This window comes from Bradyrhizobium sp. Ghvi (assembly GCF_900115265.1).
Taxonomy (GTDB): Bacteria; Pseudomonadota; Alphaproteobacteria; order Rhizobiales; family Xanthobacteraceae; genus Bradyrhizobium.
This window is the reverse complement of the sequence record NZ_FOVU01000001.1, coordinates 394296-419350: the sequence shown is the minus strand read 5'-3', so window position 1 is coordinate 419350 and position 25055 is coordinate 394296. Positions and strand designations below refer to the sequence as shown.

The window sequence follows — 25055 nt, the reverse complement described above, 5'->3', positions numbered from 1 at the left end:
AGGGCCCTTTGATTGCGCCCATCCGTTTCAAACGCCCGCGCAAAAACCCGTTTAAAACTTTGTAATTGATGCGTCCGTCAGCTCGATCGCGTTCAATGGCAACGATCATTGCACGGGCACGAGACACGCATGACGAACACCAATATCCCCGACGGCTTCGAGCCGCTCTCCCGCAAGAGCCCGCTCACCGAACCCTGGGAGCCGCTCTACGCGAAGAAGACCGAAAGGGCCGTCATCATCGGCCTGCGGCTGGCAAGGCCGCATACCAATGGCCGCGGTCTGATCCATGGCGGCTTGATTGCCGCGCTCGCCGACAACGCCATGGGCTATAGCTGCGCGCAAGCGACGAACTGGAGCGTCTCGTTCGTGACGGTCTCGCTCTCGATCGATTTCGTCGGCTCCGCCGAGATCGGCCAATGGTGCTCGATCGAGAGCGACGTGATCAAGACCGGCAAGACGATCTGCTTCGCGCAGAGCCTGATCAAGGCCGACGGGGTCGTGACCGCGCGGGCCAGTGGCACCTTCCGCGTGGTGCCGAAGAAGGGATGATGCTCTCTCGTGTCCCGGGCGCGCTGCAGCGAGCAACGCTGCTGCGCAGAGCCGGGACCCATGTCATCACTATGTGCTGCGATGCGTCCGGGGCACGAGACCTACCCAAACTTCCAGTCCGCCGTTTCGACGACGAGGTCGATGAACGCGCGCACCTTGGCCGAGAGCAAACGCGAGGTCGGATAGACGATGTGGATCGGCAGTGCGGGCTGCTCGTACTTCGCCAGCAGGATTTTCAGCCGTCCGCGCTTCAGGCCTTCGGCGGCCTGGTAGGCCAGCACGCGCGTGATGCCGCCGCCGGCCTCGGCATATTGCAGGGCGGCGTCGGCGCTGTTGCTGGTGAAGCGCGGCGACGGGGTGACCTCGATGTCGCGGCCCTCCTGCACGAAGCGCCAGCTCGTAGACGGACCAAACTGGATCGTGTGGTGCTCGTGCAGTGCCCCGGGGGTCTTCGGCTCGCCATGGCGCCTGAGATAGCGGGGCGCAGCCACCGTGATCCGTCGCATCTCGCCGACATGGCGTGCAACGAGCGAGGAATCGGCGAGATGGCCGATGCGGACGGCGGCATCGACTGCGTCTTCCACCAGGTTGACGAGATGGTCCGACAGCCTCAGTTCGCAGGCGACCTCGGGATAGCGCTTGAGATAATCGGTCATGACCGGGCCGACATGCAGCCGGCCGAAGCCGACGGGGGCCGATAGCACGAGACGTCCGCTCGGCCGGTTGCGCTCCTCCCGCGCCGATCCGTCGGCCTCCTCGACGTCGGCGAGGATCCGCCGGGCGCGCTCCAGATAGCGCGCGCCGACGTCAGTCAGTCTCACCTGCCGGGTGGTCCGTTGCAGCAGCCGCGCGCCGAGATGCTCCTCCAGGGCCGCGATCAGCCGGGTCACACCCGACGGCGACAGCCGCAGTTTTCGCGCCGCCGGCGCAAAGCCGCGCAGGTCGGCGACGGTGACGAAGACGTGCATGGCTTCCAGGCGGTCCATAGCCATTATTGCATATATCGCAAAGATGAAGTGTCAAGGCGTCCGATTGTTTTGATCGACGGAAGGTCCATCTTGATCGCCGAAAGAGGCAGAGATGCACCGGAATTTTCAGGAGATGTTCCGATGACCGCAGTTCATACCTATGCCAGCGACGTTGCCTTCACCCCTGCAGTGAAGGCCATCCAGGCGCGCAAGGGTTCACGCGAAGCCTATGCCCGCGCCGAGCAACGCGGCTGGCGCACCGAGGTCGACGAGAACCTCGAAGCCTTCCTCACTGAAGCCAACAGCTTCTATTTCGCCACAGCTTCCGCTGATGGCCAGCCTTACATCCAGCATCGCGGCGGCCCGAAGGGGTTTCTGAAGGTGCTGGACAAGCAGACACTGGCCTTCGCCGACTATGCCGGCAACCGGCAATACCTGACCCAGGGCAACCTCTCCGAGAACCCCAAGGCCTACATCTTCGCGATGGACTACGCCCATCGCCGCCGGGTGAAGATCTGGGGCGAGGCGCGCGTGGTGGAGGACGACGATGCACTGACGGAGGCGCTGATGCCGAAAGGCTATCGCGCCCGCCCCGAGCAGGTGATCTTGTTCAAGATCGCTGCCTGGGACACCAACTGCCCGCAGCACATCCCGCAGAAGTTCGACGCGGCGGATGTTGCGGCGGCGTTGGCGGCAAGAGATCAACGGATAGCGGAGCTGGAGGCGGAGGTGGCGGCGCTGAAGGGGCAAACGACTCCAGGCTAATCGTCCACGTCGTCCTGCGTACGGCCGAACAGGTGCACGATGCCCGGCGTCGCGATCGTCACGAACACGAAGCGTGAGAGGTGATGGGCGCCGACGAAGATCGGGTCGATGTGAAGCGTGAGCGCCAGCGCCAGCATCGCATCCATCGCGCCGGGCGCGAACGCAACGACCACGTCGGAGAATTTTACCTGCGTCGTGAGTGCGGCGATGCCGACGAAGATCGCGGAGATCGCGATGGCGACGGCAAACGATCCCAGCGCGGCGTTGATATGGCCGGTCAGCGTCTTGATTCGCATCCGGGCAAAGCGGCTGCCGATCAGCGCGCCGATGCCGACCAGCGACACGCCGCGTACCCAGTTCGGCAGGCCGCCCTCGACCCAGCCCGCGCCGTGCAGCACGCTGGAGGCGATCATCGCGCCGAACATCCAGCTCGCCGGAAACCTGATCAGTCGCAGCACGAGCGATGCCGCCAGGGAAGCTGCGACCAGCTCAAGAAGATCGAGCGGTGAGGCAATCGTCGTCGTCAGCGACGGCGCGACGGAGGGCGCGACGCCCGCGATCGCCAGCACCATCGGCAGCGCCGCGGTCAGGATGATCACGCGCATGGTCTGCACCACTGCGATTCCCGGCAGGTCGGCGCCACGCTCGACGGCCAGAATCGTGATCTGTGACAGCGCGCCGGGGCTGCCGGCGAGGAAGGCGGAAGTGCGGTCCCAGCCGTGGATGCGCTGCAGGTAATAGCTCGAGCCGAAGGTCGAGCAGAAAGTGGCGAGCGCCAACAGGCCAATGGTCAATGGATAGGCGCTGACCTGCTGGATCAGGTGACGCGAAACGACGGAGCCCAGCGAAATCCCAAGCAGCACCAGCACGGTCTGGGTCAGGAGGGGCGGGATGGCAAGCTGGCGTCCGGCAATCGCCGCGATGCCGACCGCGATCATCGATCCCGAGATCAACCCGCCCGGCAGGCCCGCGACAAGGAAGAAGAGGCCGCCCGCCGCACCGATGACAAGCGTTTCCGCGGTGCTCAAAACCTTGGCACGGCTCGGCCATTCGAACGGCAGGGAGGCGGTGATTTGCTTCACGCCGCCTTATCGCAAATCGGCGAGAGGTGCACAATTGCGGCCTCGTCATGCCGCAATGCGTGCGCCTCTCGCCAAAAAGCTTGAGCAGGATTGTGACGGATTTACTTCTTGTCGGCGGCGGGGGCAGTGCCAGCCTTGGCGCTCTTGACGCACTCGGAGCGGAATTTCTTGCGCTCTTTGCCGTGCAGGCCCTTGGCGTCGGCCTGCTTGGAGCATTCGAGCGATTCGGCCGAACGCTCCTTGGGTGCCTTCTTGTCGGTGGTCGTGCTGGCGTCGGTCTTGGCCGCCGGTGCCGCGGTCTGTGCGAAGGCGGAGCCGGTGGCGAACAGGGAGGCAATGGCGACGACGGCGAGGCGGGAGGCGAGGGTCATGATGTTGCACTCTTCTTGCGAGAACTGCGAAGGAGGCGACCGTCGGCCCGTATTGCTGAACGCGACATGAATAATTGGAAACAAGGCATGACTATATTTTGGCGTCGATCGCCATCGCTTCCTTGTCGGACGTCCGGGACACGCTAGGATAGTAATCTCGTTTTGCCTGCCTGAGGGAGACCAAGGATGACCATTCAAGCCAAATTGTTGTGTGCGATTACGGTGTCGGGCATTGCCGCCATGATGACGAGTGCACCGGCGCAGGCGCTGACCTCGCAGGAGTGCAGCGCGAAATACCAAGCCGCCAAGAAGGACGGCTCGCTCGGCACCATGAAGTGGAACGACTTCCGCAAGGCCCAGTGCGGCGCCGACGCGACGCCCGCAGCTGCGCCGACCGCAGCAGCGCCGGCTGCGCCACCGCCAGCTGCCGAGCCGAAGCAGGCCAAGAAGGAGGCGGCCCCCGCTGCTGCTCCGGCGCCGACCCTGCCGGCCGGACCCGCGATCTTCCCCAACGCAGTCGATCCGAAATATGCCAAGGAGACCGCCGGCAAGGCTCGTCTCCATACCTGCGTCGATCAATACAACGCCAACAAGGCCACCAACGGCAATGGCGGCATGAAGTGGATCCAGAAGGGCGGCGGCTATTACAGCGAATGCAACAAGAAGCTGAAGGGCGCCGCCTGAACTTCAAACTGATGCGATGGCCGGAGCCAAGCTCCGGCCATTTTGCTTAGTCCAACAATTTCTCGGCCGATTTCGCCACGAGTTGCGATCGCTTGCGCGGGCCTCGCTCGATGAACAAGAGGCTCTGGCCGAAGATGAAGCAATAGAACAGGAACGCCTGCGCCTCGGCTTCCTCGGGTTCCAGGCCCGTCGCGCGATAGAGCTCGGCCACGTGCTTGAGCCGCGCCGCATCCACGCTGGCCACCGCCGCCGCCGCACTCTCGTCAAAACGCGCCCACTGCCGGATCGCGAGCTCGATCGCCATGCCTTCCGGATTGAGCCGCTCGGAATAGAGCTGGATCACCGCTCGCAACCGCTCGCGGGGGTCTTGCCCGTCGAGGCTGGTCTGCTGCGCGATCGATGCCGCGCGCCCCTCGCGCCAGTGCACGAGCATGGCCTCGAGCAGCGCGGCGCGGTCAGCGAAGCGCCGGTAGAAGCCGCCCTTGGTGACGCCGAGATTCTTGGCGAGCACCTCGACCCGGACGCCCTCGACGCCTGCGCGGGCGAGCTCGTTAAACCCGGCCTCGACCCAGACGTCGCCCTTGCCGTCGTTCATGAAGAAAGGCCCACCCATTCTTGATACGCTGCCGTATTGCTAACGCGCCTGCGGCCTGATACGCTACCGTATCGAGATCAAGAACACGCAGGGCAGGACATGACGATGGAGCACGAGGCGACATATCGCGAGGCTCGGCAGCGTTATCCTGTCGAACCGGCCGAGGCTTGAGCCATGGTTGCGTTCGAGCCGAAAAACCCGGGTTATCGTGCGGCGGCCGTCGCCATGTTCGAGCGCCAGCCGGCGATGCGTACGCTCAGGATCGTGATCGTCCGCCTCGCGCCGGGCGAGGTCGAGATGGCCATGCTGCATTCGGCAGACTTCACGCAGCAAAACGGCTTTGTCCACGCCGGCATCATCACGACGGGGCTCGACAACGCCTGTGGAGTCGCCGCCTTCACGCTGATGCCGTCCGAGGCCGACATCCTCACCGTCGAGTTCAAGACCACGCTGCTCGCCCCCGCCCGCGGCGAGCGCTTCGTCTTCAAGGCCGAGGTGATCAAGCCCGGCCGTACGCTCACCTTCTGCGAAGCCAGGGCCTTTGCCGAGCACGCGGGCAAGACCACGCTGATCGCCACCATGACCGGAACGCTGATGGCGATGCTGCCGCGCGTTGGGGCTTCGCACGAACCGCGCAGCCTTCCCGCGTAGCGCCGATTGACAAGCCCGGCGGGGCATCTCTTGATGTGTCATGCTTGCGAGTCTCAGCCTTATCCTGCTTTGCCAATTGATCGGCGAGGCCGTGGTCCGCGGTCTCGGCCTGCCACTGCCAGGACCCGTGCTTGGCCTGCTGCTGCTTCTGATCCTGCTGCTCGCGCGCGATCGCTTTGCGTTGCTCGCGAGCGGACCACTGGGCAATGACGGCGTGGAGTCCGCAAGCAAGGGCCTGCTGGCTCATCTTTCGCTGCTGTTCGTGCCGGCCGGCGTCGGCGTGGTACAAAAACTCGATCTGCTCGCCTCTCACGGTATCGCCATCGTGCTGGTGCTGGCACTCTCCGTGGTCCTCACCCTGCTTGCCACGGTCCTGACCTTCCGCCTGGTCAGCCGCCTGTTGAAGCAGCGGGACGCGCAATGAAGGACTATCCGTTCTCGCTCTGGGTTTATCTGTCGCAATCACCGCTGCTCTGGCTGACAGTGACGCTGCTCGTCTATGCGACCACGGACGCAGTGTCGCTGGCGACGCGGCGGCATCCACTCGCCAATCCCGTGCTGCATGCGATGTGGATCATCGGGGCGTTCCTGCTCGTGACGGGCACGTCCTACACCACCTATTTTGCCGGCGCGCAGTTCGTGCATTTCCTGCTCGGGCCGGCCACCGTCGCGCTCGCCGTTCCGCTCTATGAGAACCGCAAGCGCGTGGTCTCCTCCATCGTGCCGATGCTGGTGGCGCTGGTCGTGGGCTCGGTGACAGCGGTGGTGTCGGTCGTCCTACTGGCCCAGTTCGCTGGGCTCCCGCGTGACGTGGTGCTCTCGCTGGCGCCGAAATCGGTGACGGCCGGCGTGGCCATGGGCATCGCCGAATCGCTGCACGCAGATCCTTCGCTGACAGCGGTCGCGGTCATCCTCACCGGTATCATGGGGGCAATTATCGTCACGCCGCTGATGAATCGCACCGGCGTGAGCGATTTCCGCGCTCGCGGCTTTGCTGCCGGTCTTGCCGCGCATGGTATCGGCACGGCCCGCGCATTCCAGGTCGACGAGATCGCCGGCGTCTTCTCCGGCATCGCCATGAGCCTGAACGCTTTGGTGACCTCGTTCCTGGTCCCCTTGGTGGTGACCCTTCTGGTGCGATGACATCGCCTCAGCGACTCCTTATATGGAGCGTAACAATTGCTGGCTCCCAGGCGTACTTGCGGAGATGGGACCGAAACGGGACGAGATATGGCTGGATTCAGGAATAAGGGCCTTCGGCCGACGCGCCGCGCTGCGCTGACATTGATCGGGGCAGGCGCCTTCGCGGCCGGCGGAATGACCCTGGCGCGGGCGGCAGCTACCGGTGATGACGAGGTGCTGACCGAAGCCAAGGTGCTGCGCGACCCTGATGTTCCCGTCGCCGGCAATCCCGAGGGCAACATCAGCATCATCGAATGGTCCGACTACAATTGCCCCTATTGCCGCAAGCTCGAGCCGGAGCTGCGCCAGGTCGTCCAGGACGACGGTAAGGTCAGGCTGGTCCTGAAGGACTGGCCGATCCTCGGGCCCCTCTCGGTGACGGCTGCCCGGATCGCGCTCGCCGCGAAATTCCAGAACAAGTACCACCAGGCTCACGACGCCATGATGGGCGTCAGCTCGCGCCTGACCGAGTCGCGCATCAACGAGCTGCTTGCATCCGTCGGCGTCGACATGGACCGCCTCAATAGCGACCTCGCCGCGCACGGCAAGGACATCGACGCGATCCTCAAGCGCAACAACGATCAGGCCGAAGCCTTCGGCTTCCGTGGCACGCCGTCCTTCATCGTCGGCAAGTATCGGGTGCCGGGCGTACTCAGCATGAACGAATTCGAGCAGGTCATTGCCGACGCCCGCAAGGCCAAGATGAACTGAAGCATCGCTGCGCTGATCGCAGCCAAGACAAAGGCGCCGCCGCGATTGCGACGGCGCCTTGTTCATGTCTGGTCGAACGATGTTATTTCGACGAGATCCGGACCCAGTCCTTGTGTGCGCGGTCGCGCAACGCGTCCCAATCGGCCTTTGCGACATCCCAGTTCACGATGGTGCGATTGGTGATCGCGACTTCACCATTCGCCACTGACGACGTCTGCATGGAGTCATAGATGTAGACGCCGCAAGCGAGCAGCAGCGCGCCCAGGATCATTCCGAAAAAAGTCTGCATGGCGAACCTCCGGTGACGAACCGATAACGTCGGTCCCGGAGTGATGGTTCCGCGGGAGTGTGGCGCGGTTGAGGGCGCCTCGTTCACGTCCCATTCAGCCACGCCAGCAGCTCCGCGTTGATCTCGCGCGGATAAGTGTGGCTGAGGTCGTCGATCTCGCGGTAGGTGACGTCAGCGCCGGCGGCTGCGAGCGCTCCCTGCGTTTGCCGCGCGGTCTGCACCGGAAACATCCAGTCGAGCTTGCCGTGCGCGATGAAGACAGGCAGCCCTTGCAGCCGCGCGGCATCGGCCATCTCCGCCATCAGCGGATGGAAGGTTGCCGACACCGGTGCGAGATGCGTGAAGGGCGAGGCGCCATCGAGTCCGCTGACATAGCAGAAGGTGCCGCCGTCACTCATGCCTGTTAGCAGCAGGCGCGAAGCATCGATCGCCCAGCGGCCGCGCACGGCTTCCAGGATTCGCATCAGGTTGGGCGTGTCGGTGTCGTCGCCCATCAGCGCCCAGGTCCGCCCGGTCGCGGTCGGCGCCACCAGGATTGCACCGAGGCTGCGCGCATCGCGCAGCCAGCTCCACAGGAAGCCGCGGCCATTGCCGCTGCCGCCATGCAGCGCCATCACCAGCGGCCAGGTGCGGTCGGCCGTATAGTATTCGGGCACATAGACCGAGAAGCCACCGCGGCTGCCGGGCTCGTTGTGATCGTGGAAGATGCCGGTGTGCTCGCTTGCGCCGGCCTCCAGCCTCGCCAGCAACTCCTCGTTATCGCGATTGGCGGCATTGAGAAAGAAGTTGCTCACCGGCGGAAACTGCACCGATAACGGATAAAGCGCCTCCTGTGCGCGCGGCAGATGGCGCAGTGCGCGGAACACCGCAACGAGATCTCCGTTGCCGCGCTCGACGTCGCGGATGCCGGCAAAGGCGGCGAGCGTCTCGTTGCAGGCGCGATCCAGTCGCTCCCGCAAGCCGGCGAACTGCTCCGGCCATGCGCCGATTGCTGCATGTGCCGACCGGAGCGCATCATCCGGCGCGCCGATTGCGTTCATCACCGAGCCGAAGGCCGGCGGATGCAGATGCCGGGCGAAGTAGCCGAGCGCTTCCAGCGCGTTGAGCAGCGGCGGCAGCACGGCCACGATGTCGTCAATGACGGCCTCCGTCATCGCCGCTTCCTCTGCCTGGAGTCGGTTGTCAGTGCAGCTTCGGCGCCTTCAGAAGCTTGAAGCGGTCGGTCGACGTCACCGTGACGTCGAAGGTGACGCCCTCATGATGCGCGCTGCCTTGATGATGCACGGTGAGAGGCACATCGACTCCGGCGGCGCCGAGCGCCCACATCTTCTTGTAGAACGCCGTCTGGCTCGTGACCTTCTCGCCGTCGACCGCGAGGATGATGTCGCCGGTCTTGAGCTCGGCGCGGGCGGCCGGGCCGTTGGCGGAGATCCCGATCACCACCACGCGATGGTCGATCTCGGTGGAATAGAGCCCGAGCCACGGCCGCGCCGGCTTGTTGACGCGGCCGAATTTGCGCAGATCGTCGAGGATCGGCTTCAGCAGGTCGATCGGCACGACCATGTTGACATGCTCGGCCTTGCCGTCGCGTTCGCGCTCGAGCTGGAGCGAGCCGATGCCGATCAATTCGCCGCGCTCGTTGATCAGTCCCGTGCCGCCCCAGTTCGGATGGGCGGGATAGGTGAACAATGCCTCGTCGAGCAGATACTCCCAGTAACCTGCGAATTCCTGCTTGGCGACGATCTGGCTCGCGACCGATCGTGTCCGTCCCCCGGCGCCGCCGACCACGACATGGTCGCCAAGCTCGGCACCTGCCGACGAACCGAGCGGCAAGGGCTCGATGTCGAGCTGGCCGAGCGCCTGCACGAGGCCGAAGCCGGTGACCGCGTCGAACCCAAGCACATGTCCCTGCACGACGCGTCCGTCGCCGAGGTGAAGCCAGACCGATTCCGCTTCGGTGATGAGATAGCCGATGGTGAGCACCAGCCCGTCGTCGATCACGACGCCGTTGCCGGCTCGCTCGGTGCCGAGCGTTTCGGCGCTGAAAGCGTCCGACGGGATGATGGCATGCAGGCCGACGATGGAGGCGAGCGCCCGGTCGAGGTCGAAGCCGTAATCGCTCGCCCGCGGCTGGTGCGCCGGCGGCACTCTCCATTCGGTCAAAACGGCCATGGAGTTCTCCTGGTCAGTCATTTAGCCCGCGCGTGCGAAGCAGCCACAATCTATGCCCCACGGACCAATCTTGAAAGACTTGATCGCAGCTATTCACGCGCCGCCACCGTCCGTTCAGGAACCTATGTAGGCGAAGTCGGCTCGCATTGCCGCAGTGTCGGCTGCCTCTCCAAGTCAGTCGGGACGAGAGTGCCGGCTGGTCGTTGATAGCTGCAAGTTCCGTCTTTCCTTGCCTGAAAAATAATCATAGGTGCGGTGCATGCCGTTCGCGAGCATGACCAGGTCCGATCCGAAGTTGAATGCGCCGGGCACGCTCGGTCAGCTCCGGCGCCTTCATGCAGCCGTGCGATTTGCGCTGCCGCAGCGGCATGCAGTCACGGCGATCATGCTGCTGGTGCTCGCGGTTGCCGGCATCAATGCCTTCGAGCCGCTGGTGCTCAAATGGGTGTTCGACCAGCTCACCGATCTGCAGCAAGCCGGCGCGATCCTCACCGGGATCCTGCTGCTGCTTGCCTTCGCGGTTTGCCGGGAAGCAATGGATGGCTTTGCCAATTGGCTGACATGGCGGACCCGGATCGGTCTGCAATATGCGCTGTTGGAGGCAACCATAGGCAAGCTGCACCGCATGCCGCTGCGCATCCAGCGCAGCGAGGGCATTGGCGCAATCATGACGCGGCTCGACCGCAGCATTCAGGGATTCACCTCGGCCGTCGCGCTGATCCTGTTCAGCATCTTGCCTTCGCTCATCTTCCTCGTGCTCGCGATCGCGATCATGTTGCGGCTGGAATGGCGGCTCGCCCTGCTTGTTCTCGCCTTCGCCCCGCTGCCCGCCGCCATTGCGGCTTTTGCCGGACCCGAGCAGATGCACCGCGAGCGCACGCTGCTCGACCGCTGGGCGAAGATCTATTCACGCTTCAACGAGGTGCTGTCGGGAATCGTCATCGTGCGCAGCTTCGCCATGGAGGACGTGGAGAAGTCGCGCTTTCTCGGCGACGTAGCCGCCGCCAACCAGGTGGTGATCAAAGGCGTCGCGGTCGACGCCGGTTATGCCTCGGCCAGCAATCTCGCCGTCGCGCTGGCGCGGCTCGGCGGGCTGGCGCTGGGGGCTTATTTCGTCGTGCAGGGCGAGATCACGGTCGGCACCGTGGTCGCGTTCCTCGGCTATATCGGCGGCCTGTTCGGTCCGGTGCAGGGGCTGAGCGGGGTCTATTCCAGCTTGCGCAAGGCCTCCGTCTCGCTCGACGAGATCTTCGGCATCCTGAACGTCCAGGAACATCTCGGCGATTCCGCCGGCGCCATCGATCTGCCCGACGTCAAGGGCGAGGTCAGCTTCGAGAACGTGCATTTCCGTTACGAGCAGCCGCAGCGTCCACTGCTGGATGGCCTGACGCTGCATGCCGCGCCCGGCGAGACAGTGGCCATCGTCGGGCCGAGCGGCTCCGGCAAGACCACGCTGATGGCGCTGTTGATGCGCTTCTATGATCCGCTGGAAGGCCGCATCACCATCGATGGCCTCGATCTGCGCGGAATCAAGCAGAGCTCGCTGCGCCGGCACATCGGCGTCGTGCTGCAGGATCCGCTGCTGTTCAACGACAGCATCAAGGCGAACATCGCTTACGGCCGGCCCGACGCGACCGATGCCGAGATCGAGTCTGCCGCGAGGGCTGCACATGCGCACGACTTCATCATGCGCCTGCCGGATGGTTACGAGACACGCGTCGGCGAGCGCGGCGGTCTGCTGTCCGTCGGCGAACGCCAGCGCATCACCATTGCGCGGGCGCTTCTGAAGAATCCGCCGATCCTGGTCCTGGACGAAGCAACCTCCGCACTCGATGCGGAATCGGAGGAAGCGGTTCAGACCGCAATCGAGCAATTGGTCGCTGCACGCACCACTTTCGTGATCGCGCATCGGCTGTCGACGGTGGTCAATGCCGATCGCATCATTGTGCTGAAGGAGGGCCGCATCGTCGAATCCGGCCGTCATGGCGAATTGATGCGGCAGAGCGGCTACTACGCCTCCCTGGTCCGCCGCCAGCACCGCGGGTTGATCGACAACGATATCGATCCCTCGGCCATTCCTCCGGCGGGATAAGCGAGCGAAGCTTCCTCTTTCCTTCAGGAACTTACCGGCATAGCCTGCGTTCCCGAGAGCTTGCGGTCCAATCCAGGCAAGGGGGATCCATGATCAGGCTCGGTGTGATGCGGGGCGCGCTGCCCGTGACGGAGGCACCGTCGCGGCTGCGGCGGTTTTGTCGAAGCGCTGGAGGCTATTGGCGCGGCAGGAGCTCCGGCCTTGCCTGGCTGGTCACCATCAGCATGATTGCGGTCGTGCTTGCGAGCCTCGGCATTACCTACGGTCTCAACATCTGGAATCGCCATTTCTACGACGCACTCGGCGCCAAGGATGCCGCCACCGCGCTGCATCAGGCCGTGTTGTTTCCACTTCTGGTCGGCCTCTATTTAGCCCTCTGCGTGTTCGCGATGTGGGCGCGCATGACCATGCAGCGCACCTGGCGCGCATGGCTGAACGCGCATCTCCTTGGCCGTTGGCTCGCGCACAGCCGCTTCTACAAACTCGAGCTGATCGGGGGAGACCACAAGAACCCCGAACATCGTATCAACGATGACCTGCGCATCGCCACCGAGATGCCGGTGGATTTCGTGTCAGGGCTTGTCACCGCGCTGCTGTCGGCGGCGACTTTCATCGTCGTGCTCTGGAATGTCGGCGGTGCGCTCAGGCTCGAGGCCGGCGGCCATGTACTCGACGTTCCCGGCTTCCTTGTGGTCGCGGCCGTGCTTTACGCCCTGATCGTCAATGGGTCGATGCTGGGGGTGGCGTTCCGCTTCATTCCGCTGACCGAGCAGAAGAACCAGGCTGAGGCCGAATACCGCTACGCCCTGACCCGCGTGCGCGAGAATGCGGAGAGCATCGCCTTGCTCGGCGGCGCCGGCGCCGAAGGCGAGCGGCTCGACCGGGGGTTCGGCACGGTGATCGCGCGCTGGCGCGATCTCATGGGCCAGCACATGCGCGCCGTGATCGTGCAGCAAGGCAGCGCGCAGCTTTGCGGCGTCGTCCCGATCCTGTTGTGCCTGCCGCGCTATTTCGACGGCAGCATGTCGCTCGGCACCATCATGCAAGTGGCCTCGGCTTTCACCATCGTCCAGCACGCGCTGAGCTGGTTCATGGAGAACTACACCAGGCTTGCCGACTGGACGGCATCAGCCCGGCGCGTCGGCGCCTTGATGCTTGCGATCGACGAGCTCGAAGCGGCCGAATCCGGGCGGGCCGCATGCATCGCGCATCGCGAGGACGGGCAGGCGGCGCTGCAGCTCAGGGATGTCCTCGTGGCGCTCGATAACGGCACGCCGATCGTGCGCGGCGCAAATGTGAGCGTCAGGGCCGGCGAGCATGTGCTGATCGCAGGAGACTCCGGCTGCGGCAAGAGTTCGCTGGTTCGCGCAATTGCGGGCTGCTGGCCCTGGGGCGGGGGCAGCATTACCCGGGCCTCCGGTCAGCGCGTGCAGGTCGTGCCGCAGCGTCCTTATGTTCCGTTCGGTACGTTGCGCGATGCCATCACGTATCCGAGGCCGGCTACCGAGATTGCGGGCGAGGAGCTGTCCCGGGTGCTCGTCCTGGCCGGCCTCGGGCAGTTCGCGGGCCGGCTCGATCACGTTGCGGCCTGGGACCGCACCTTGTCGGAAGGCGAGAAGCAGCGGCTGTCGATCGCGCGGCTGCTGCTGCATCGCCCGGATGTCATCGCGCTGGACGAGGCGACGTCGGCGCTGCACGTCCAGGGGCAGGCCGAGTTGATGGCGGTAATCGCGGGCGAGCTGCCGCAGGCGACGATCATCAGCATCGGGCACCGCCCCGAACTCGAGGCCTATCATGACCGCAAGCTCACGATTCTGCGGCGGCCGGAGGGCGCAGTGATCGCGGCCGATCAGCCGATCCGCCGCGGCCTGGAGGCGGCCGAGTAGACAGGTGCTGCATCGTTTCCTGCAGATGGCGATTGCATGGCTGATCTCCTGCCCGGCGCTGGCCGCGTTGGCTCCGAGCTGCTAACCATTGCCGCTTCGTTTGACCAAGGGATCACGGACCGAAGCAATGGACAATCGCAGCGACATCTGGCGTGGCATCGACACGATCAAGGGGCGTTTCATCGACCTCAGCGACAAGGTCTGGGGCATGCCCGAAGTCTGCTACACCGAGGCGCGCTCCGCCGCCGAGCATCTCGCCGAATTGCGCCACCAGGGTTTCCGCATCACCGAGAAAGTGGCGGGCATTCCGACCGCGGTGATGGGCGAATGGGGCGAGGGTGGTCCGGTCATCGCGTTCATGGGCGAGTATGATGCGCTGCCGGGCCTCAGCCAGGAGGCCGGTATTGCCGAGCACCGCCCGGTCGAGACCGGCGGCCACGGCCATGGCTGCGGTCACAATCTGCTCGGTTCCGCGGCGCTGCTCGCGGCGACCGCGGTGAAGGACTGGCTCGCCGAGCACAAGGTGCCCGGTCGCGTGCGCTATTACGGCTGTCCGGCGGAAGAGGGCGGCGCGGCCAAGGCCTTCATGGTGCGCTCCGGCGCGTTCGCGGACGCCGATATCGCCATCACCTGGCATCCGCACAGCTTCTGGGAAGTCGCCGTGACACCGTCGCTCGCCAACACCCGCGCGGACTTCATCTTCACCGGCCGCACCTCGCATGCGGCGGCTTCGCCCCATCTCGGCCGCTCCGCGCTCGACGCCGTCGAACTGATGAATGTCGGCGTGAATTACATGCGCGAGCACATGCCGAGCGATGCGCGCGTGCATTACGCGCTGCTCGACACCGGCGGCATCGCGCCCAACGTGGTGCAGGCCCATGCCCGCGTGCGCTACTCCATTCGCGCCCGCGACCTGCCCGGCATGAACGAGCTGGTCGGGCGCGTCAGCAAGATCGCAGAAGGCGCGGCCTTGATGACCGAGACCAAGGTCGAGATGAAGATCATCTCCGCGGTCTCCAACATCCTGCCCAACACGCCGCTGGAGCAGGCACTGCATCGGGTCATGGAAGAGCTCGGTCCGCCGCATTTCGACGACGCCGACAAGGGCTTCGCCAGCCAGATCCGCGCGACGTTGACCGACAAGGACATCGCGTCGGTCTACTATGCGATCGGCATGGAGCCGACCGATCGGCCGCTGGCCGACTTCCTGGTGCCACTGGACGCCAAGCGCAACCCGCTGGTCGGCTCGACCGATGTTGGCGATGTGAGCTGGGTGGTGCCGACCGTGCAGGTTCACGCACCAACGGTTGCAATCGGCACGCCTTTCCACACGTGGCAGGTGGTGGCGCAGGGCAAGAGCCCGCATGCCCACAAGGCGATGGTGCAGGCAGCCAAGGCCATGGCCGGCCTCGGCATCAAGGCGCTGACCGACCCGGACCTGATCAAGGCTGCAAAGGCCGATCTGACGAAGCGGACCGCCAAGACACCTTATGTCTGCCCGCTGCCGGACCACGTCGCACCGCCGCTCACTATGTCCGTGGCGTAGAATTCCATCTCGATACTTCGTCTGATCTGAAGAACAAATTTTCCGCAGTGCAACTTGCATTCCGGCGGATTTTGCCGCCGGAATGCCGAAGTGTTGGGCTGCGGAACGAAGTTTTGCTCAACAGAAAGCCAGAAGACCGTTTGCATACACACGGTCGCAGTTGACGTGCGGCCTATTCAGTGTGCCATCTACGGCCAGTCAAAACCCGGCGGCCGTCCCGCGGCCGCCCGCATCCATACGGGAACCAGACGGGGGACAACCATGCTGGACAAAGAACTGCGTTCGATGATCGGTGACGTGAAGGACGGGCGGATGGATCGCCGTGCCTTCATCCAGCGTATGGCGGCGGTCGGCCTCACCGCGCCGCTGGCCAACCAGCTTCTCTCGATCGGCGGCGTCGCCATGGCCCAGAGCCCGTCGCCCTATCCGCCGACCAAGCGTGGTGGCGGCGGTCCGCTCAAGCTGTTGTGGTGGCAGGGACCGACCCTGCTCAATCCGCATTTCGCCACCGGCACCAAGGATCAGGACGGGTCGCGTCTCTTCTATGAGCCGCTCGCGAGCTGGGACATCGACGGCAATCTCAATCCGATCCTCGCCGCCGAAATTCCGTCCACCGCGAATGGCGGCCTCGCCGCCGATGCCAAGTCGGTGACCTGGAAGATCAAGCCTGGCGTCAAATGGCATGACGGCAAGCCGCTGACGGCCGACGATTTCGTATTCACCTTTGAATACGCCAGCGATCCCGCCACAGCCGCCGTCTCCATCAGCACCTATGCCGACATGACGGTCGAAAAGGTGGATGACCTGACCATCCGTATCCTGTTCAAGAATCCGACGCCGTTCTGGGCCAATGCCTTCGTCGGCGCTTACGGCTGCGTCATCCCGAAGCATCTGTTTGCGGAGTACAAGGGATCCAAATCGCGCGAAGCGCCGACCAACCTGGCCCCTGTGGGCACAGGTCCCTACACATTCGTCGAGTTCAAGCCGGGCGATCTGGTCCGCGGCAAGCTCAATCCCGACTATCACATGCCCAACAGGCCGTATTTCGACACCATCGACATGAAGGGCGGCGGCGATGCCGTCTCCGCCGCACGGGCCGTGATCCAGACCGGAGAGTTCGATTTCGCCTGGAACATGCAGGTCGAGGACGAGGTGCTGCTGCGCCTGGAGAAAGGCGGTAAGGGCAAGACGATCTATGCCACCGGTGGTGACATCGAGTTCATCGCGATCAACTTCACCGACCCCAACACCGAGGTCGACGGGGAGCGGTCGTCGATGAAGACCAAGCACCCGATCCTGTCGGATCCGAAGGTGCGTAAGGCATTGGCGCTGCTCGTCGACCGCGAGTCGGTCAAGAAGGCGATCTACGGTCGCGCCGGACGCACCACGGCGAACTATCTCAACGGTCCCGAGAAGTTCGTCTCCAAGAACACCTCTTGGGAATTCAGCATCGAGAAGGCGTCGAAGATGCTCGACGAGGCCGGCTGGAAGGTCGGTGCGGACGGCATTCGAGAGAAGGACGGAAAGAAGCTGAAGCTCCTCTATCAGACCTCGACCAACGGTCCGCGGCAGAAGACCCAGGCCATCGTCAAGCAGGCCTGCCAAAAGGCCGGGATCGACGTCGAACTGAAATCCGTCGTCGCCTCGGTGTTCTTCTCGTCCGACGTCGCCAACCCCGACACCTACTCGAAGTTCTATTCCGACATCGAGGAATTCCAGATTCCGATGACCCAACCGGATCCGGCCCTGCACATGAGGCGCTATATCTCCGCCAATGTCGCGACCAAGGAGAACAAGTGGCAGGGTCCGAATTTCCCGCGTTATGTCAACAAGGAGTACGACGACGCGATTACGGCGGCCGAAACCGAAACCGACCTGGTCAAGCGCGCGGCGCTCTACATCAAGTGCAACGACTTGCTGTGGCAGGATACGGTGTTCATCCCGGTGATGCACCGTCTTGTGGTGGATGCCTGCGCCACCTCGCTGAAGCCGGTGGTCTCGGGCTGGGCCAACAGGACCGACAACATCCAGGACTGGTACCGGGAGGCGTGATCGTAGGCCGGGATTCTCCGCGATGAGCCAGTATGTCCTGCGCCGCCTTCTGATTGCCGTTCCGAGCCTGCTGGCGATTTCGCTTGTCCTGTTCGTCGTCCTGGCGCTTGCGCCAGGCGACCCCTTCTCTGAACTCGCGACCAATCCGAACGTCCCGCCCGAAGTGCAAGCCGCGCTTCGGGCGAAGTTCGGCCTCGACGATCCGATCTACCTTCGCTACCTGCACTGGCTCAACGCCATGGCGCATGGCGACTGGGGCTTCTCCTTCGTCAGCCGGATGGATGTCGACACGCTCATCCTGCAGCGCCTGCCGGCCACGCTCTATGTGATCGGCTCGGCGCAGATCCTGGCGCTGCTGATCGCGATCCCCGTCGGCGTCTATGCGGCAACGAAGCCCTATTCGCTGTTCGACCAGATCGCGAACACGCTCGCCTTCGTCGGCTTCTCGCTGCCGACCTTCTTCACCGGCATCCTGTTCATCCTGATCTTCTCGGTCACGCTGGACTGGCTGCCTTTCGTCTATTCCACCGACATCAAGGCGACCGGCATCCACTGGGTGCTCGAGATGATCCGCCAGGCGATCATGCCGGTGGCGGTGCTCGGCCTATTCCAGGCGGCCTCGATGACGCGCTTCGTGCGCTCGGCGATGCTCGACGTCATCAGGCTCGACTACGTCACGACCGCGCGTGCCAAGGGCCTCGGCCAGGCCAAGGTCATCGTCAAGCACGTGATGCGCAACGCCATGATCCCCGTCGTCACGCTGATCGCGCTGCAGATGCCGGCGGTGTTCGGTGGCGCCATCGTCACCGAGCAGATCTTCCGCATTCCCGGCATCGGCTCGCTCCTGATCTCCTCCATCCTTTCCAACGACACGCCGGTGGTGATGGCCGTCACCTTCGTCTTCGCGTGCCTCGTCGTGCTGTTCAATCTCATCGCGGACGTCCTTTATGGCTGGCTTGACCCTCGCATCTCCCTCCGCTGAGCGGGGCGTCTACTCGCCCTGGCGCGAGACGTGGCGGCGTTACAGTCGCCACAGGCTCGCCGTCGTCAGCACCTTCCTGCTGCTCGTTCTGATTCTGGCGGTGGTGGTCGGTCCCTTCATCTGGCGCGTCAAGATCAACGACATCGACATCGTGGCAGGCTTGCAAGGGCCGTCGCTCGCCCATCCCTTCGGCACCGACGATCTCGGTCAGGACATCCTGGCGCGCATGATCTATGGCGGGCGCATCTCGCTCGCGGTCGGACTGGCTGCAATGCTGGTTTCGGTGTTCATCGGCACGCTGATCGGCGCGCTCGCCGGCATGTCGCGCGGCGCGCTCGGGCACGGATTGATGTGGCTCACCGATCTATTTCTGTCGCTGCCGCAACTGCCGCTGCTGCTGCTGCTGATCTATCTCTTCCGCGACGGGCTGAAGCAGGTGTTCGGACCGGAAGGCGGCATCTTCATCCTGATCGTGCTCGTGATCGGCGGGCTGCGCTGGATGCCGGTCGCGCGTCTCGTCCGCGCCCAGTTCCTGTCGATCCGCGAGAAGGAATTCGTCGAGGCTGCGCGTGCGCTCGGCGCTAGCCCGGTGCGACAGGTGGTGAAGCACATTCTGCCGAATGCGCTCGGCCCGGTGATCATCGCCGGCACCATCGACGTCGCCGCCGCGATCATCGCGGAATCCACGCTGTCCTTCCTCGGTCTCGGCTTTCCGCCTGATACCCCGACCTGGGGCCGCCTGCTGTTCGACGCCAAGGACTTTCTCGACATCGGCCCGCACTGGGCGCTGTTCCCGGGCGGCGCGATCTTCATCGCGGTGGTTGCCATCAACTTCATCGGCGACGGTCTGCGTGACGCGCTCGATGCGCGACGGGTGATCTGATGGCGCCGCTGCTCGAGATCAAGGGACTGAAGACCCACTTCTCCACCGACGACGGCATCCTGCAAGCCGTCGACGGCGTCGACATCACCATCAACAAGGGCGAGACGCTCTGCGTCGTCGGCGAATCCGGCTGCGGCAAGACCGTCACCGCAATGTCGATCCTGAAGCTGATCGCGATGCCGCCGGGCCGCATCGCGGCCGGCGAAATCATCTTCGAGGGCCGCGATCTGGTGCCGCTGACGAGCAACCAGCTCGACGAGATCAGGGCCAAGGAGATCGGCTTCATTTTCCAGGAGCCGATGACCTCGCTCAACCCGGTGCTCACCATCGGCGAGCAGATCGCCGAGAGCCTGCGCCGGCACGAGGCCGTGACCAAGAAGCAGGCGCTCGAGCGCACCATCGAGATGTTGAAGCTGGTGCAGATCCCGAACGCCGAAGGCCGCGTCCACCATTACCCGCACCAGTTCTCCGGCGGCATGCGCCAGCGCGTGATGATCGCGATGGCGCTCGCCTGCAGGCCCAAGCTCGTCATCGCCGACGAGCCGACCACCGCGCTCGACGTCACCATCCAGGCGCAGATCCTCGACCTGCTCCAGGACATGAAGGAGCGCTTCGGCATGGCGGTGATGCTGATCACCCATGCCATGGGCGTCGTCGCCGAAACGGCTCAGCGTGTCGTCGTGATGTATGCCGGCAAGGTGGTGGAGGAGGCCGGCGTCGACGCCCTTTTCGCCGATCCGCGCCATCCCTATACGCAGGGCCTGATCCGTTCGATTCCGCGTATCGATCTCGACAGCGAGCACAAGACGCGGCTCGAGGCGATCGGCGGCTCGGTGCCGATCCTGATCAATCCGCCGGTCGGCTGCCGCTTCGCGCCGCGCTGCAAGTTCGCCATGAACGTCTGCATCGAAAAGGAGCCGCGGCTGCGGGAGATCGCGCCCGGCCATCGCATGGCCTGTCATCTCGGCGATGCGCAAGTGGGAGGTGCGGCATGAGCGAGCCCTTGCTCCGCGTCGGCGGCCTCAAGAAATATTTCCCCGTGCTCGGCGGCCTGCTGTCGCGCCAGGTCGGCAGCGTCTACGCAGTCGACGGCGTGTCATTCTCGGTCAATCGCGGTGAGACGCTCGGTCTGGTCGGCGAATCCGGTTGCGGCAAGTCGACGACGGGGCGCTGCGTACTGCGCCTGATCGAGCCGACCGACGGCGAGGTCGTGTTCGACGGCCAGGACGTGCGCAAGCTCGGCGGCAACGATCTGCGCGCGATGCGGCGGAACATGCAGCTCGTGTTCCAGGATCCGTTCGCATCTCTCAATCCGCGCATGACCGTCGGCTCCATTCTCGGCGAAGCTTTCACCATCCACAATCTCGCCTCCAACGCCAGGGAGCGCGAGGAGCGCGTCGCGGGATTGCTGGTCAAGGTCGGCCTCAAGGCCGAGCATATGCGGCGCTATCCGCACGAATTCTCCGGCGGCCAGCGTCAGCGCATCGTGATCGCGCGGGCGCTCGCGGTCGAGCCCAAGCTGATCGTCTGCGACGAGCCGGTGTCTGCGCTCGACGTCTCGATCCAGGCGCAGGTCATCAACCTCCTGGAAGATCTCCAGGCCGAACTGAACCTCACCTATCTGTTCGTCGCGCACGACCTCTCCGTGGTCGAGCACATCTCGGATCGCGTTGCGGTGATGTATCTCGGCCGCATCGTCGAGCTTGCGAAGGCGAGCGACCTCTATCGCAATCCACAGCATCCCTACACCAAGGCGCTGCTCTCTGCGGTGCCGGTGCCGGATCCCAAGCTCAAGCGCAATCGCATCCGCCTCAAGGGCGACGTGCCGAGCCCGATGAAGCCGCCGTCAGGCTGTCACTTCCACACCCGTTGCCCGATCGCCCAGCCGCGCTGCGCCGAAGCCGCGCCGGAACTGAAGGAAGGCGCGGGCGGGCATTTCGTGGCATGCCATCTGGCCTAAGCCAGCGAAAGGGGGGGCGCATGAGCCAGGTACAGGACGCAACTCTGGGCGCGATTGATATTGCCCGGACGGACCGCGACGCGGCGGCGCGCCGCGCGCTGTGGGGATCGGCGCTCGGCTACGCCATGGACGGGTTCGACCTTCTCATCCTCGGCTTCATGCTGACGGCGATTTCGAAAGACCTCCATCTCACGCAGCCACAGGCGGCCTCGCTGGTGACGGGGACGCTGGTCGGCGCTGTGGTCGGCGGCTTTGTCTTCGGCATGCTGTCGGACCGGCTTGGCCGGGTCCGGGTTCTGACCTGGAGCATCGTGCTGTTCGCGGTCTTCACCGGCCTGTGCGCGTTGGCCCAGGGCTATTGGGACCTGCTGACCTACCGGGCCATCGCCGGCATCGGTCTCGGCGGTGAATTCGGCATCGGCATGGCACTGGTGGCCGAGGCTTGGCCTGCTGCCAAGCGTGCGCGGGCAACGTCCTATGTCGGGCTTGGTTGGCAGTTCGGTGTGCTCACGGCGGCGCTGGTGACGCCGGTGCTGCTGCCGATCATCGGCTGGCGCGGCATGTTTGCGCTCGGCGTGTTTCCGGCGGTGATCGCCTACGTGATCCGGCGCAAGCTGCACGAGCCTGACGTTTTCATCGCGCACAAGGCGAAGGCGGCGGATACCGGCTCGTCGCTTCGTGCGCTCGTAGCCGATGCCGAGACGACCAGGATCGGCATCGGGATGATCATCCTCTGCTCGGTGCAGAATTTCGGCTATTACGGCATCATGATCTGGCTGCCGAATTATCTCTCGACGCGGTTCGGCTATGGCCTGACGCAATCGGCGGTCTGGACGTCAGTCACCATTGCCGGCATGGCGCTCGGCATCTTCCTGTTCGGCCATGCGGCCGATCGTTTTGGCCGCCGCGCGGCGTTCCTGACCTATATGCTGGGCGCGGCCGTCATGGTGGTGGTCTATTCGCAGCTGACGACCGCCGGCGCGCTGCTGGTCGGCGGCGCCGTGATGGGCTTCTTCGTCAACGGCATGCTCGGCGGCTACGGCGCGCTGATGAGCGAACTTTATCCGACCACCGCGCGCGCCACCGCGCAGAACGTGTTCTTCAACATCGGGCGGGCGGTCGCCGGATTCGGTCCGCTGGTGGTCGGCATCGTCAGCGCAGCCTACGGCTTTCCGACCGCGATCGCAGGGCTTGCGTTGCTCTACCTGATCGACATCGTGGCACTGCTCGTGCTGATCCCGGAGCGCCGCGGCGTCGAACTGGCCTGACGCCGAACGCGCTCACCGTTCGCGAAGCAGGCCGTGCTCCGAAAGGGCCTGCCTGAAGGCCGTCACGGACGTGTAGCGGTGGCCGAAGAGGCCGGCTTCACGAGCGCCGTCGACATTTGTTGCGAGGTCGTCGACAAACAGGACAGTCTCGGGGGCGGCCCTCAGCGCGGACAGGCAGAGGTGGTAGCAGCGCGGATCGGGCTTGGCCGTCTTGAATTGAGCCGAGGCGTAGATCTTGGCGCCGAACAGCGGCCGCAATTCCGGAAACAGCGTATCGATGTGATCGGCCACCAGCGTGGTGTTGTTGGTCAGGATCGCAACATCGACGGTCTGGCGCAGCTGCTCGACAATCTCCAGCATCGCGCGATCGGCCTGCATTGAGCAGCTCCGCGCCTCCACCCATTCCTCAAGCGACAGAGGATAGCCGATCCGCTCGCCGAAGCCGCGCAGGTAGTCGAAGGCATCGAGCGTGCCGGAGTCGCCGAGCAGCTCGAAACCGCTGTCCCAGATCGCCTGATGAACGAATTCGTCGGTCGAGCCGGCTAGCTGCGCCAGGCGCGCGACGCGCTTTCCCCTGTCATAGTCGCAGAGGACATTATCCATGTCGAAAAGGACCAGCTTGATTTCATCGGTCACGGCAGCACTCTCGGCCCGGCCGGGACGTCCGGCCGCGATCCGAGTGATATCCCAGGCGTTGCCGGGCGCAAGCCCGGCTCAGCCTTCCAGTGTGAACCCGACGCGCAACGTCACCTGGTAGTGGCGCACCGCGCCGTTCTCGATGTGGCCGCGCGTTTGCACCACCTCGAACCATTTCATCTCGCGGACGGTCTTGGACGCGCGGCTGACCGCGTTCTTGATCGCGTCCTCGATCGAGGTCTCCGACGATCCCACCAGTTCCAGGATCTTGTAGACATGGTCCTTCTCGGCTGTGGCCATCGCGAGCCTCCCTCGGTTGCGCTGCGGCGTTTGCCGTCGCGTCGAGTCTGAACGGGCACCGGCCGATCCGGTTCCGTCCCCCGCGATACCTCTGCGCGCGCGAAGCTTACGCGGGCTCGCGGTGCAGGCGGACTGGCGCGGGCCTCGCCTCGCGCAGCAAAACCCATAGCAGCATGGCGAGCACCGGCATCAGGGCGAAGCCGCCGATAGCCGGCGTGGTGTAGAGCGCCAGGGCGCTCGCATCGACGTTCTCCGCGGACAGCCGCGCCGATTGCAACAGCCCGTAAGCGTTGGCGAGCAGGAGGAGCGCGTAGATGACGCCGCGTTCGCGCGGGCTCGTCATGCTGGCGAGGTCGGGAATGAGCAGCGCGAGGCCGATCCCCGCGATCGGCAGGTCATAGTCATAGGCGTAGGGACTGATCATCACGGAGGCGACCGCGACGACGCCGAGCGCGAAGCGGGGCGAGGGTCCGCGCGCAATCGCGAGTGCGACGGCGACGAGCGCGAGGGCTGTCATGACCATCTGTCCCCAGAACGCGCCGGCAGCAGGGAGACCGGCCTTATACAAGGCTGCATAGGCCGAGATCATCCGGAACAGCTGATAGCGGCCTTCCTCCAGATAGCTTGCGGCCTCCCTGATGCTGCCGAGCCATGCGATCCAGATCTGCGGCCCGAAAGCGAGCGTGCAGACGAGCGAGCTTGCAGCCACCACGATCGCGGCCGTCAGCACCGCCGGCCAGCGGCGTGTCAGCAGCATGTAGATGCCGGCTGCGATGGCCAGATGAGGCTTGATGACCATGAAGCCGAGCGCAAGGCCTGATAGCACCGGGCGCCGTTCCGCGTTGATGCAGACGAGGGCGATCAGCGCGCCGGTCAAAAGGCCGTTCTGGCCGATAGCGATCGTGATCGCGATGGCCGGGAAAAACAGGACAAGCACGAGCGCGAGATTGTGTCCCGCAACGGCGCGCAGCATCACCAGGTAGGCAGCCAGCGTGACCGCCGTGAAGAGAAAATAGGCGGCCCAGCCCGGCAGGACTGCGAGGGGGGCAACCAGCAGGTCGAATTGCGGCGGGTAGGTCCACGGCATGATTCCGGTCGGGCCGCCGGCCGCTTCCATCTGCATTTTCGCGAACGAGGCGAACCGGTAAGTTAGGTCGAGATCGCCAAGCCAGACCCGCCGCGCGACAATGTGGAAGGCGGCGAAGTCGGCGGTCTGGCTGCCGTACCAGAGACCGCCTTCGAAGAACCGAAAGGTCTTCAAGCCGAGAATTGCCACCAGCAGCACGAGGATGACGCAGACATAGATCATCCGTTTCCGAGGCGAGGCCTGGATCTGCTCCAAGGTTGCGGTGAGCATCGGTTCGCTAATCTCTACAGGGCGGCATGATCAGCCGATCTGCTGGCGAGATTGGGGATTGAACCTTAAAGTCC

The 25055-nt window shown here is 64.6% G+C and carries 26 protein-coding genes; 16 read left to right on the top strand and 10 right to left on the bottom strand.

All coding sequences use genetic code 11. The features are described from left to right. Positions 1 to 129: 129 nt before the first annotated feature. Positions 130 to 549 carry a PaaI family thioesterase gene (locus BM374_RS02000; protein ID WP_092288903.1) on the top strand — a complete coding sequence of 140 codons (420 nt, stop codon included), beginning with the start codon at positions 130 to 132 and terminating at the stop codon, positions 547 to 549. Between the two features lie 101 nt (positions 550 to 650). Here the strand turns inward: BM374_RS02000 and BM374_RS01995 are convergent, their stop codons facing one another. Then, complete coding sequence (locus tag BM374_RS01995) at positions 651 to 1535, bottom strand: LysR family transcriptional regulator (RefSeq protein ID WP_092288902.1); 885 nt, start codon at positions 1533 to 1535, stop codon at positions 651 to 653. A gap of 123 nt (positions 1536 to 1658) precedes the next feature. Here BM374_RS01995 and BM374_RS01990 point away from each other — a divergent pair, with 123 nt between their 5' ends. Then, entirely contained in the window at positions 1659 to 2282 is a 624-nt protein-coding gene (locus BM374_RS01990; protein ID WP_092288901.1) for a pyridoxamine 5'-phosphate oxidase family protein, read from the top strand. Here the strand turns inward: BM374_RS01990 and BM374_RS01985 are convergent. Next, positions 2279 to 3364, bottom strand: a complete 1086-nt coding sequence (locus BM374_RS01985) for an AbrB family transcriptional regulator (RefSeq protein WP_092288900.1) — start codon at positions 3362 to 3364, stop codon at positions 2279 to 2281. The genes BM374_RS01990 and BM374_RS01985 overlap by 4 nt on opposite strands. A gap of 101 nt (positions 3365 to 3465) precedes the next feature. Then, positions 3466 to 3735, bottom strand: coding sequence for a PsiF family protein (locus BM374_RS38395; RefSeq protein ID WP_177248045.1), 270 nt, complete (start codon positions 3733 to 3735; stop codon positions 3466 to 3468). 186 nt (positions 3736 to 3921) lie between these two features. Here BM374_RS38395 and BM374_RS01975 point away from each other — a divergent pair, with 186 nt between their 5' ends. After that, positions 3922 to 4419: a hypothetical protein gene (locus BM374_RS01975; protein ID WP_092288899.1), complete on the top strand. Its 498-nt coding sequence runs from the start codon at positions 3922 to 3924 to the stop codon at positions 4417 to 4419. Between the two features lie 46 nt (positions 4420 to 4465). On the opposite strand, the gene BM374_RS01970 is transcribed toward BM374_RS01975, so the two are convergent. Beyond that, positions 4466 to 5014 carry a TetR/AcrR family transcriptional regulator gene (locus BM374_RS01970; RefSeq protein WP_092288898.1) on the bottom strand — a complete coding sequence of 183 codons (549 nt, stop codon included), beginning with the start codon at positions 5012 to 5014 and terminating at the stop codon, positions 4466 to 4468. Between the two features lie 174 nt (positions 5015 to 5188). Between BM374_RS01970 and BM374_RS01965 the strand changes: the two genes are divergently transcribed. The 4 genes from BM374_RS01965 to BM374_RS01950 all read left to right on the top strand — a co-directional run bounded on the left by BM374_RS01965 (position 5189) and on the right by BM374_RS01950 (position 7558). Continuing rightward, entirely contained in the window at positions 5189 to 5665 is a 477-nt protein-coding gene (locus BM374_RS01965) for a PaaI family thioesterase (RefSeq protein WP_092288897.1), read from the top strand. Between the two features lie 40 nt (positions 5666 to 5705). Further along, positions 5706 to 6089 (top strand): CidA/LrgA family protein, encoded by a 384-nt coding sequence (locus BM374_RS01960; protein WP_092288896.1) that lies wholly within the window; start codon positions 5706 to 5708, stop codon positions 6087 to 6089. Then, complete coding sequence (locus BM374_RS01955) at positions 6086 to 6808, top strand: LrgB family protein (protein ID WP_092288895.1); 723 nt, start codon at positions 6086 to 6088, stop codon at positions 6806 to 6808. Before BM374_RS01960 ends, BM374_RS01955 begins: the two co-directional genes overlap by 4 nt. 87 nt (positions 6809 to 6895) lie before the next feature. After that, entirely contained in the window at positions 6896 to 7558 is a 663-nt protein-coding gene (locus BM374_RS01950; protein ID WP_092288894.1) for a DsbA family protein, read from the top strand. Between the two features lie 82 nt (positions 7559 to 7640). Here BM374_RS01950 and BM374_RS01945 read toward each other — a convergent pair whose 3' ends face one another. From BM374_RS01945 to BM374_RS01935, 3 genes are all read right to left on the bottom strand, one after another. Further along, positions 7641 to 7847: a hypothetical protein gene (locus tag BM374_RS01945; protein ID WP_092288893.1), complete on the bottom strand. Its 207-nt coding sequence runs from the start codon at positions 7845 to 7847 to the stop codon at positions 7641 to 7643. A gap of 83 nt (positions 7848 to 7930) precedes the next feature. Then, positions 7931 to 9001: a carboxylesterase family protein gene (locus tag BM374_RS01940; RefSeq protein ID WP_092288892.1), complete on the bottom strand. Its 1071-nt coding sequence runs from the start codon at positions 8999 to 9001 to the stop codon at positions 7931 to 7933. A 28-nt stretch (positions 9002 to 9029) separates the two neighbouring features. Continuing rightward, positions 9030 to 10019 (bottom strand): S1C family serine protease, encoded by a 990-nt coding sequence (locus BM374_RS01935; RefSeq protein ID WP_092290129.1) that lies wholly within the window; start codon positions 10017 to 10019, stop codon positions 9030 to 9032. A gap of 259 nt (positions 10020 to 10278) precedes the next feature. On the opposite strand from BM374_RS01935, the gene BM374_RS01930 reads away from it, so the two are divergent. From BM374_RS01930 to BM374_RS01890, 9 genes are all read left to right on the top strand, one after another. Then, on the top strand, positions 10279 to 12111 hold the full coding sequence (locus BM374_RS01930; protein ID WP_092288891.1) for an ABC transporter ATP-binding protein: 1833 nt from the start codon (positions 10279 to 10281) through the stop codon (positions 12109 to 12111). A gap of 89 nt (positions 12112 to 12200) precedes the next feature. Next, positions 12201 to 13997, top strand: coding sequence for an ABC transporter ATP-binding protein/permease (locus BM374_RS01925; protein WP_092288890.1), 1797 nt, complete (start codon positions 12201 to 12203; stop codon positions 13995 to 13997). A 127-nt stretch (positions 13998 to 14124) separates the two neighbouring features. Further along, positions 14125 to 15543, top strand: coding sequence for a M20 family metallopeptidase (locus tag BM374_RS01920; RefSeq protein WP_092288889.1), 1419 nt, complete (start codon positions 14125 to 14127; stop codon positions 15541 to 15543). Positions 15544 to 15804: 261 nt separating this feature from the next. Next, positions 15805 to 17595, top strand: coding sequence for a peptide ABC transporter substrate-binding protein (locus BM374_RS01915; RefSeq protein ID WP_092288888.1), 1791 nt, complete (start codon positions 15805 to 15807; stop codon positions 17593 to 17595). 22 nt (positions 17596 to 17617) lie between these two features. Continuing rightward, on the top strand, positions 17618 to 18577 hold the full coding sequence (locus tag BM374_RS01910; RefSeq protein WP_092288887.1) for an ABC transporter permease: 960 nt from the start codon (positions 17618 to 17620) through the stop codon (positions 18575 to 18577). Beyond that, on the top strand, positions 18543 to 19460 hold the full coding sequence (locus BM374_RS01905) for an ABC transporter permease (protein ID WP_092288886.1): 918 nt from the start codon (positions 18543 to 18545) through the stop codon (positions 19458 to 19460). Before BM374_RS01910 ends, BM374_RS01905 begins: the two co-directional genes overlap by 35 nt. Then, complete coding sequence (locus BM374_RS01900) at positions 19460 to 20455, top strand: ABC transporter ATP-binding protein (protein ID WP_092288885.1); 996 nt, start codon at positions 19460 to 19462, stop codon at positions 20453 to 20455. The genes BM374_RS01905 and BM374_RS01900 overlap by 1 nt, the downstream gene beginning before the upstream one ends. After that, positions 20452 to 21420 (top strand): ABC transporter ATP-binding protein, encoded by a 969-nt coding sequence (locus BM374_RS01895; RefSeq protein ID WP_092288884.1) that lies wholly within the window; start codon positions 20452 to 20454, stop codon positions 21418 to 21420. Before BM374_RS01900 ends, BM374_RS01895 begins: the two co-directional genes overlap by 4 nt. 20 nt (positions 21421 to 21440) lie before the next feature. Next, positions 21441 to 22688 carry an MFS transporter gene (locus BM374_RS01890; protein WP_092288883.1) on the top strand — a complete coding sequence of 416 codons (1248 nt, stop codon included), beginning with the start codon at positions 21441 to 21443 and terminating at the stop codon, positions 22686 to 22688. Positions 22689 to 22700: 12 nt separating this feature from the next. Here the strand turns inward: BM374_RS01890 and BM374_RS01885 are convergent, their stop codons facing one another. The 3 genes from BM374_RS01885 to BM374_RS01875 form a co-directional block, all read right to left on the bottom strand. Next, positions 22701 to 23324 carry an HAD family hydrolase gene (locus tag BM374_RS01885; protein ID WP_349509981.1) on the bottom strand — a complete coding sequence of 208 codons (624 nt, stop codon included), beginning with the start codon at positions 23322 to 23324 and terminating at the stop codon, positions 22701 to 22703. A gap of 78 nt (positions 23325 to 23402) precedes the next feature. Then, entirely contained in the window at positions 23403 to 23624 is a 222-nt protein-coding gene (locus BM374_RS01880) for a dodecin (protein ID WP_092288882.1), read from the bottom strand. A gap of 106 nt (positions 23625 to 23730) precedes the next feature. Then, entirely contained in the window at positions 23731 to 24981 is a 1251-nt protein-coding gene (locus tag BM374_RS01875; RefSeq protein WP_092288881.1) for a glycosyltransferase family 87 protein, read from the bottom strand. Positions 24982 to 25055 lie beyond the last annotated feature (74 nt).

Bases quoted from the DNA above. Each gene is read 5' to 3' on its own strand.
- BM374_RS01890 (WP_092288883.1), top strand. From the start codon at position 21,441: ATGAGCCAGGTACAGGACGCAACTCTGGGCGCGATTGATATTGCCCGG.
- BM374_RS01990 (WP_092288901.1), top strand. From the start codon at position 1,659: ATGACCGCAGTTCATACCTATGCCAGCGACGTTGCCTTCACCCCTGCA.
- BM374_RS01895 (WP_092288884.1), top strand. From the start codon at position 20,452: ATGAGCGAGCCCTTGCTCCGCGTCGGCGGCCTCAAGAAATATTTCCCC.
- BM374_RS01930 (WP_092288891.1), top strand. From the start codon at position 10,279: ATGCCGTTCGCGAGCATGACCAGGTCCGATCCGAAGTTGAATGCGCCG.
- BM374_RS01995 (WP_092288902.1), bottom strand. From the start codon at position 1,535: ATGGACCGCCTGGAAGCCATGCACGTCTTCGTCACCGTCGCCGACCTG.
- BM374_RS01955 (WP_092288895.1), top strand. From the start codon at position 6,086: ATGAAGGACTATCCGTTCTCGCTCTGGGTTTATCTGTCGCAATCACCG.
- BM374_RS01975 (WP_092288899.1), top strand. From the start codon at position 3,922: ATGACCATTCAAGCCAAATTGTTGTGTGCGATTACGGTGTCGGGCATT.
- BM374_RS01965 (WP_092288897.1), top strand. From the start codon at position 5,189: ATGGTTGCGTTCGAGCCGAAAAACCCGGGTTATCGTGCGGCGGCCGTC.
- BM374_RS01905 (WP_092288886.1), top strand. From the start codon at position 18,543: ATGGCTGGCTTGACCCTCGCATCTCCCTCCGCTGAGCGGGGCGTCTAC.
- BM374_RS01900 (WP_092288885.1), top strand. From the start codon at position 19,460: ATGGCGCCGCTGCTCGAGATCAAGGGACTGAAGACCCACTTCTCCACC.
- BM374_RS02000 (WP_092288903.1), top strand. From the start codon at position 130: ATGACGAACACCAATATCCCCGACGGCTTCGAGCCGCTCTCCCGCAAG.
- BM374_RS38395 (WP_177248045.1), bottom strand. From the start codon at position 3,735: ATGACCCTCGCCTCCCGCCTCGCCGTCGTCGCCATTGCCTCCCTGTTC.
- BM374_RS01925 (WP_092288890.1), top strand. From the start codon at position 12,201: ATGATCAGGCTCGGTGTGATGCGGGGCGCGCTGCCCGTGACGGAGGCA.
- BM374_RS01880 (WP_092288882.1), bottom strand. From the start codon at position 23,624: ATGGCCACAGCCGAGAAGGACCATGTCTACAAGATCCTGGAACTGGTG.
- BM374_RS01940 (WP_092288892.1), bottom strand. From the start codon at position 9,001: ATGACGGAGGCCGTCATTGACGACATCGTGGCCGTGCTGCCGCCGCTG.
- BM374_RS01950 (WP_092288894.1), top strand. From the start codon at position 6,896: ATGGCTGGATTCAGGAATAAGGGCCTTCGGCCGACGCGCCGCGCTGCG.
- BM374_RS01910 (WP_092288887.1), top strand. From the start codon at position 17,618: ATGAGCCAGTATGTCCTGCGCCGCCTTCTGATTGCCGTTCCGAGCCTG.
- BM374_RS01935 (WP_092290129.1), bottom strand. From the start codon at position 10,019: ATGGCCGTTTTGACCGAATGGAGAGTGCCGCCGGCGCACCAGCCGCGG.
- BM374_RS01875 (WP_092288881.1), bottom strand. From the start codon at position 24,981: ATGCTCACCGCAACCTTGGAGCAGATCCAGGCCTCGCCTCGGAAACGG.
- BM374_RS01960 (WP_092288896.1), top strand. From the start codon at position 5,706: ATGCTTGCGAGTCTCAGCCTTATCCTGCTTTGCCAATTGATCGGCGAG.
- BM374_RS01970 (WP_092288898.1), bottom strand. From the start codon at position 5,014: ATGAACGACGGCAAGGGCGACGTCTGGGTCGAGGCCGGGTTTAACGAG.
- BM374_RS01920 (WP_092288889.1), top strand. From the start codon at position 14,125: ATGGACAATCGCAGCGACATCTGGCGTGGCATCGACACGATCAAGGGG.
- BM374_RS01945 (WP_092288893.1), bottom strand. From the start codon at position 7,847: ATGCAGACTTTTTTCGGAATGATCCTGGGCGCGCTGCTGCTCGCTTGC.
- BM374_RS01915 (WP_092288888.1), top strand. From the start codon at position 15,805: ATGCTGGACAAAGAACTGCGTTCGATGATCGGTGACGTGAAGGACGGG.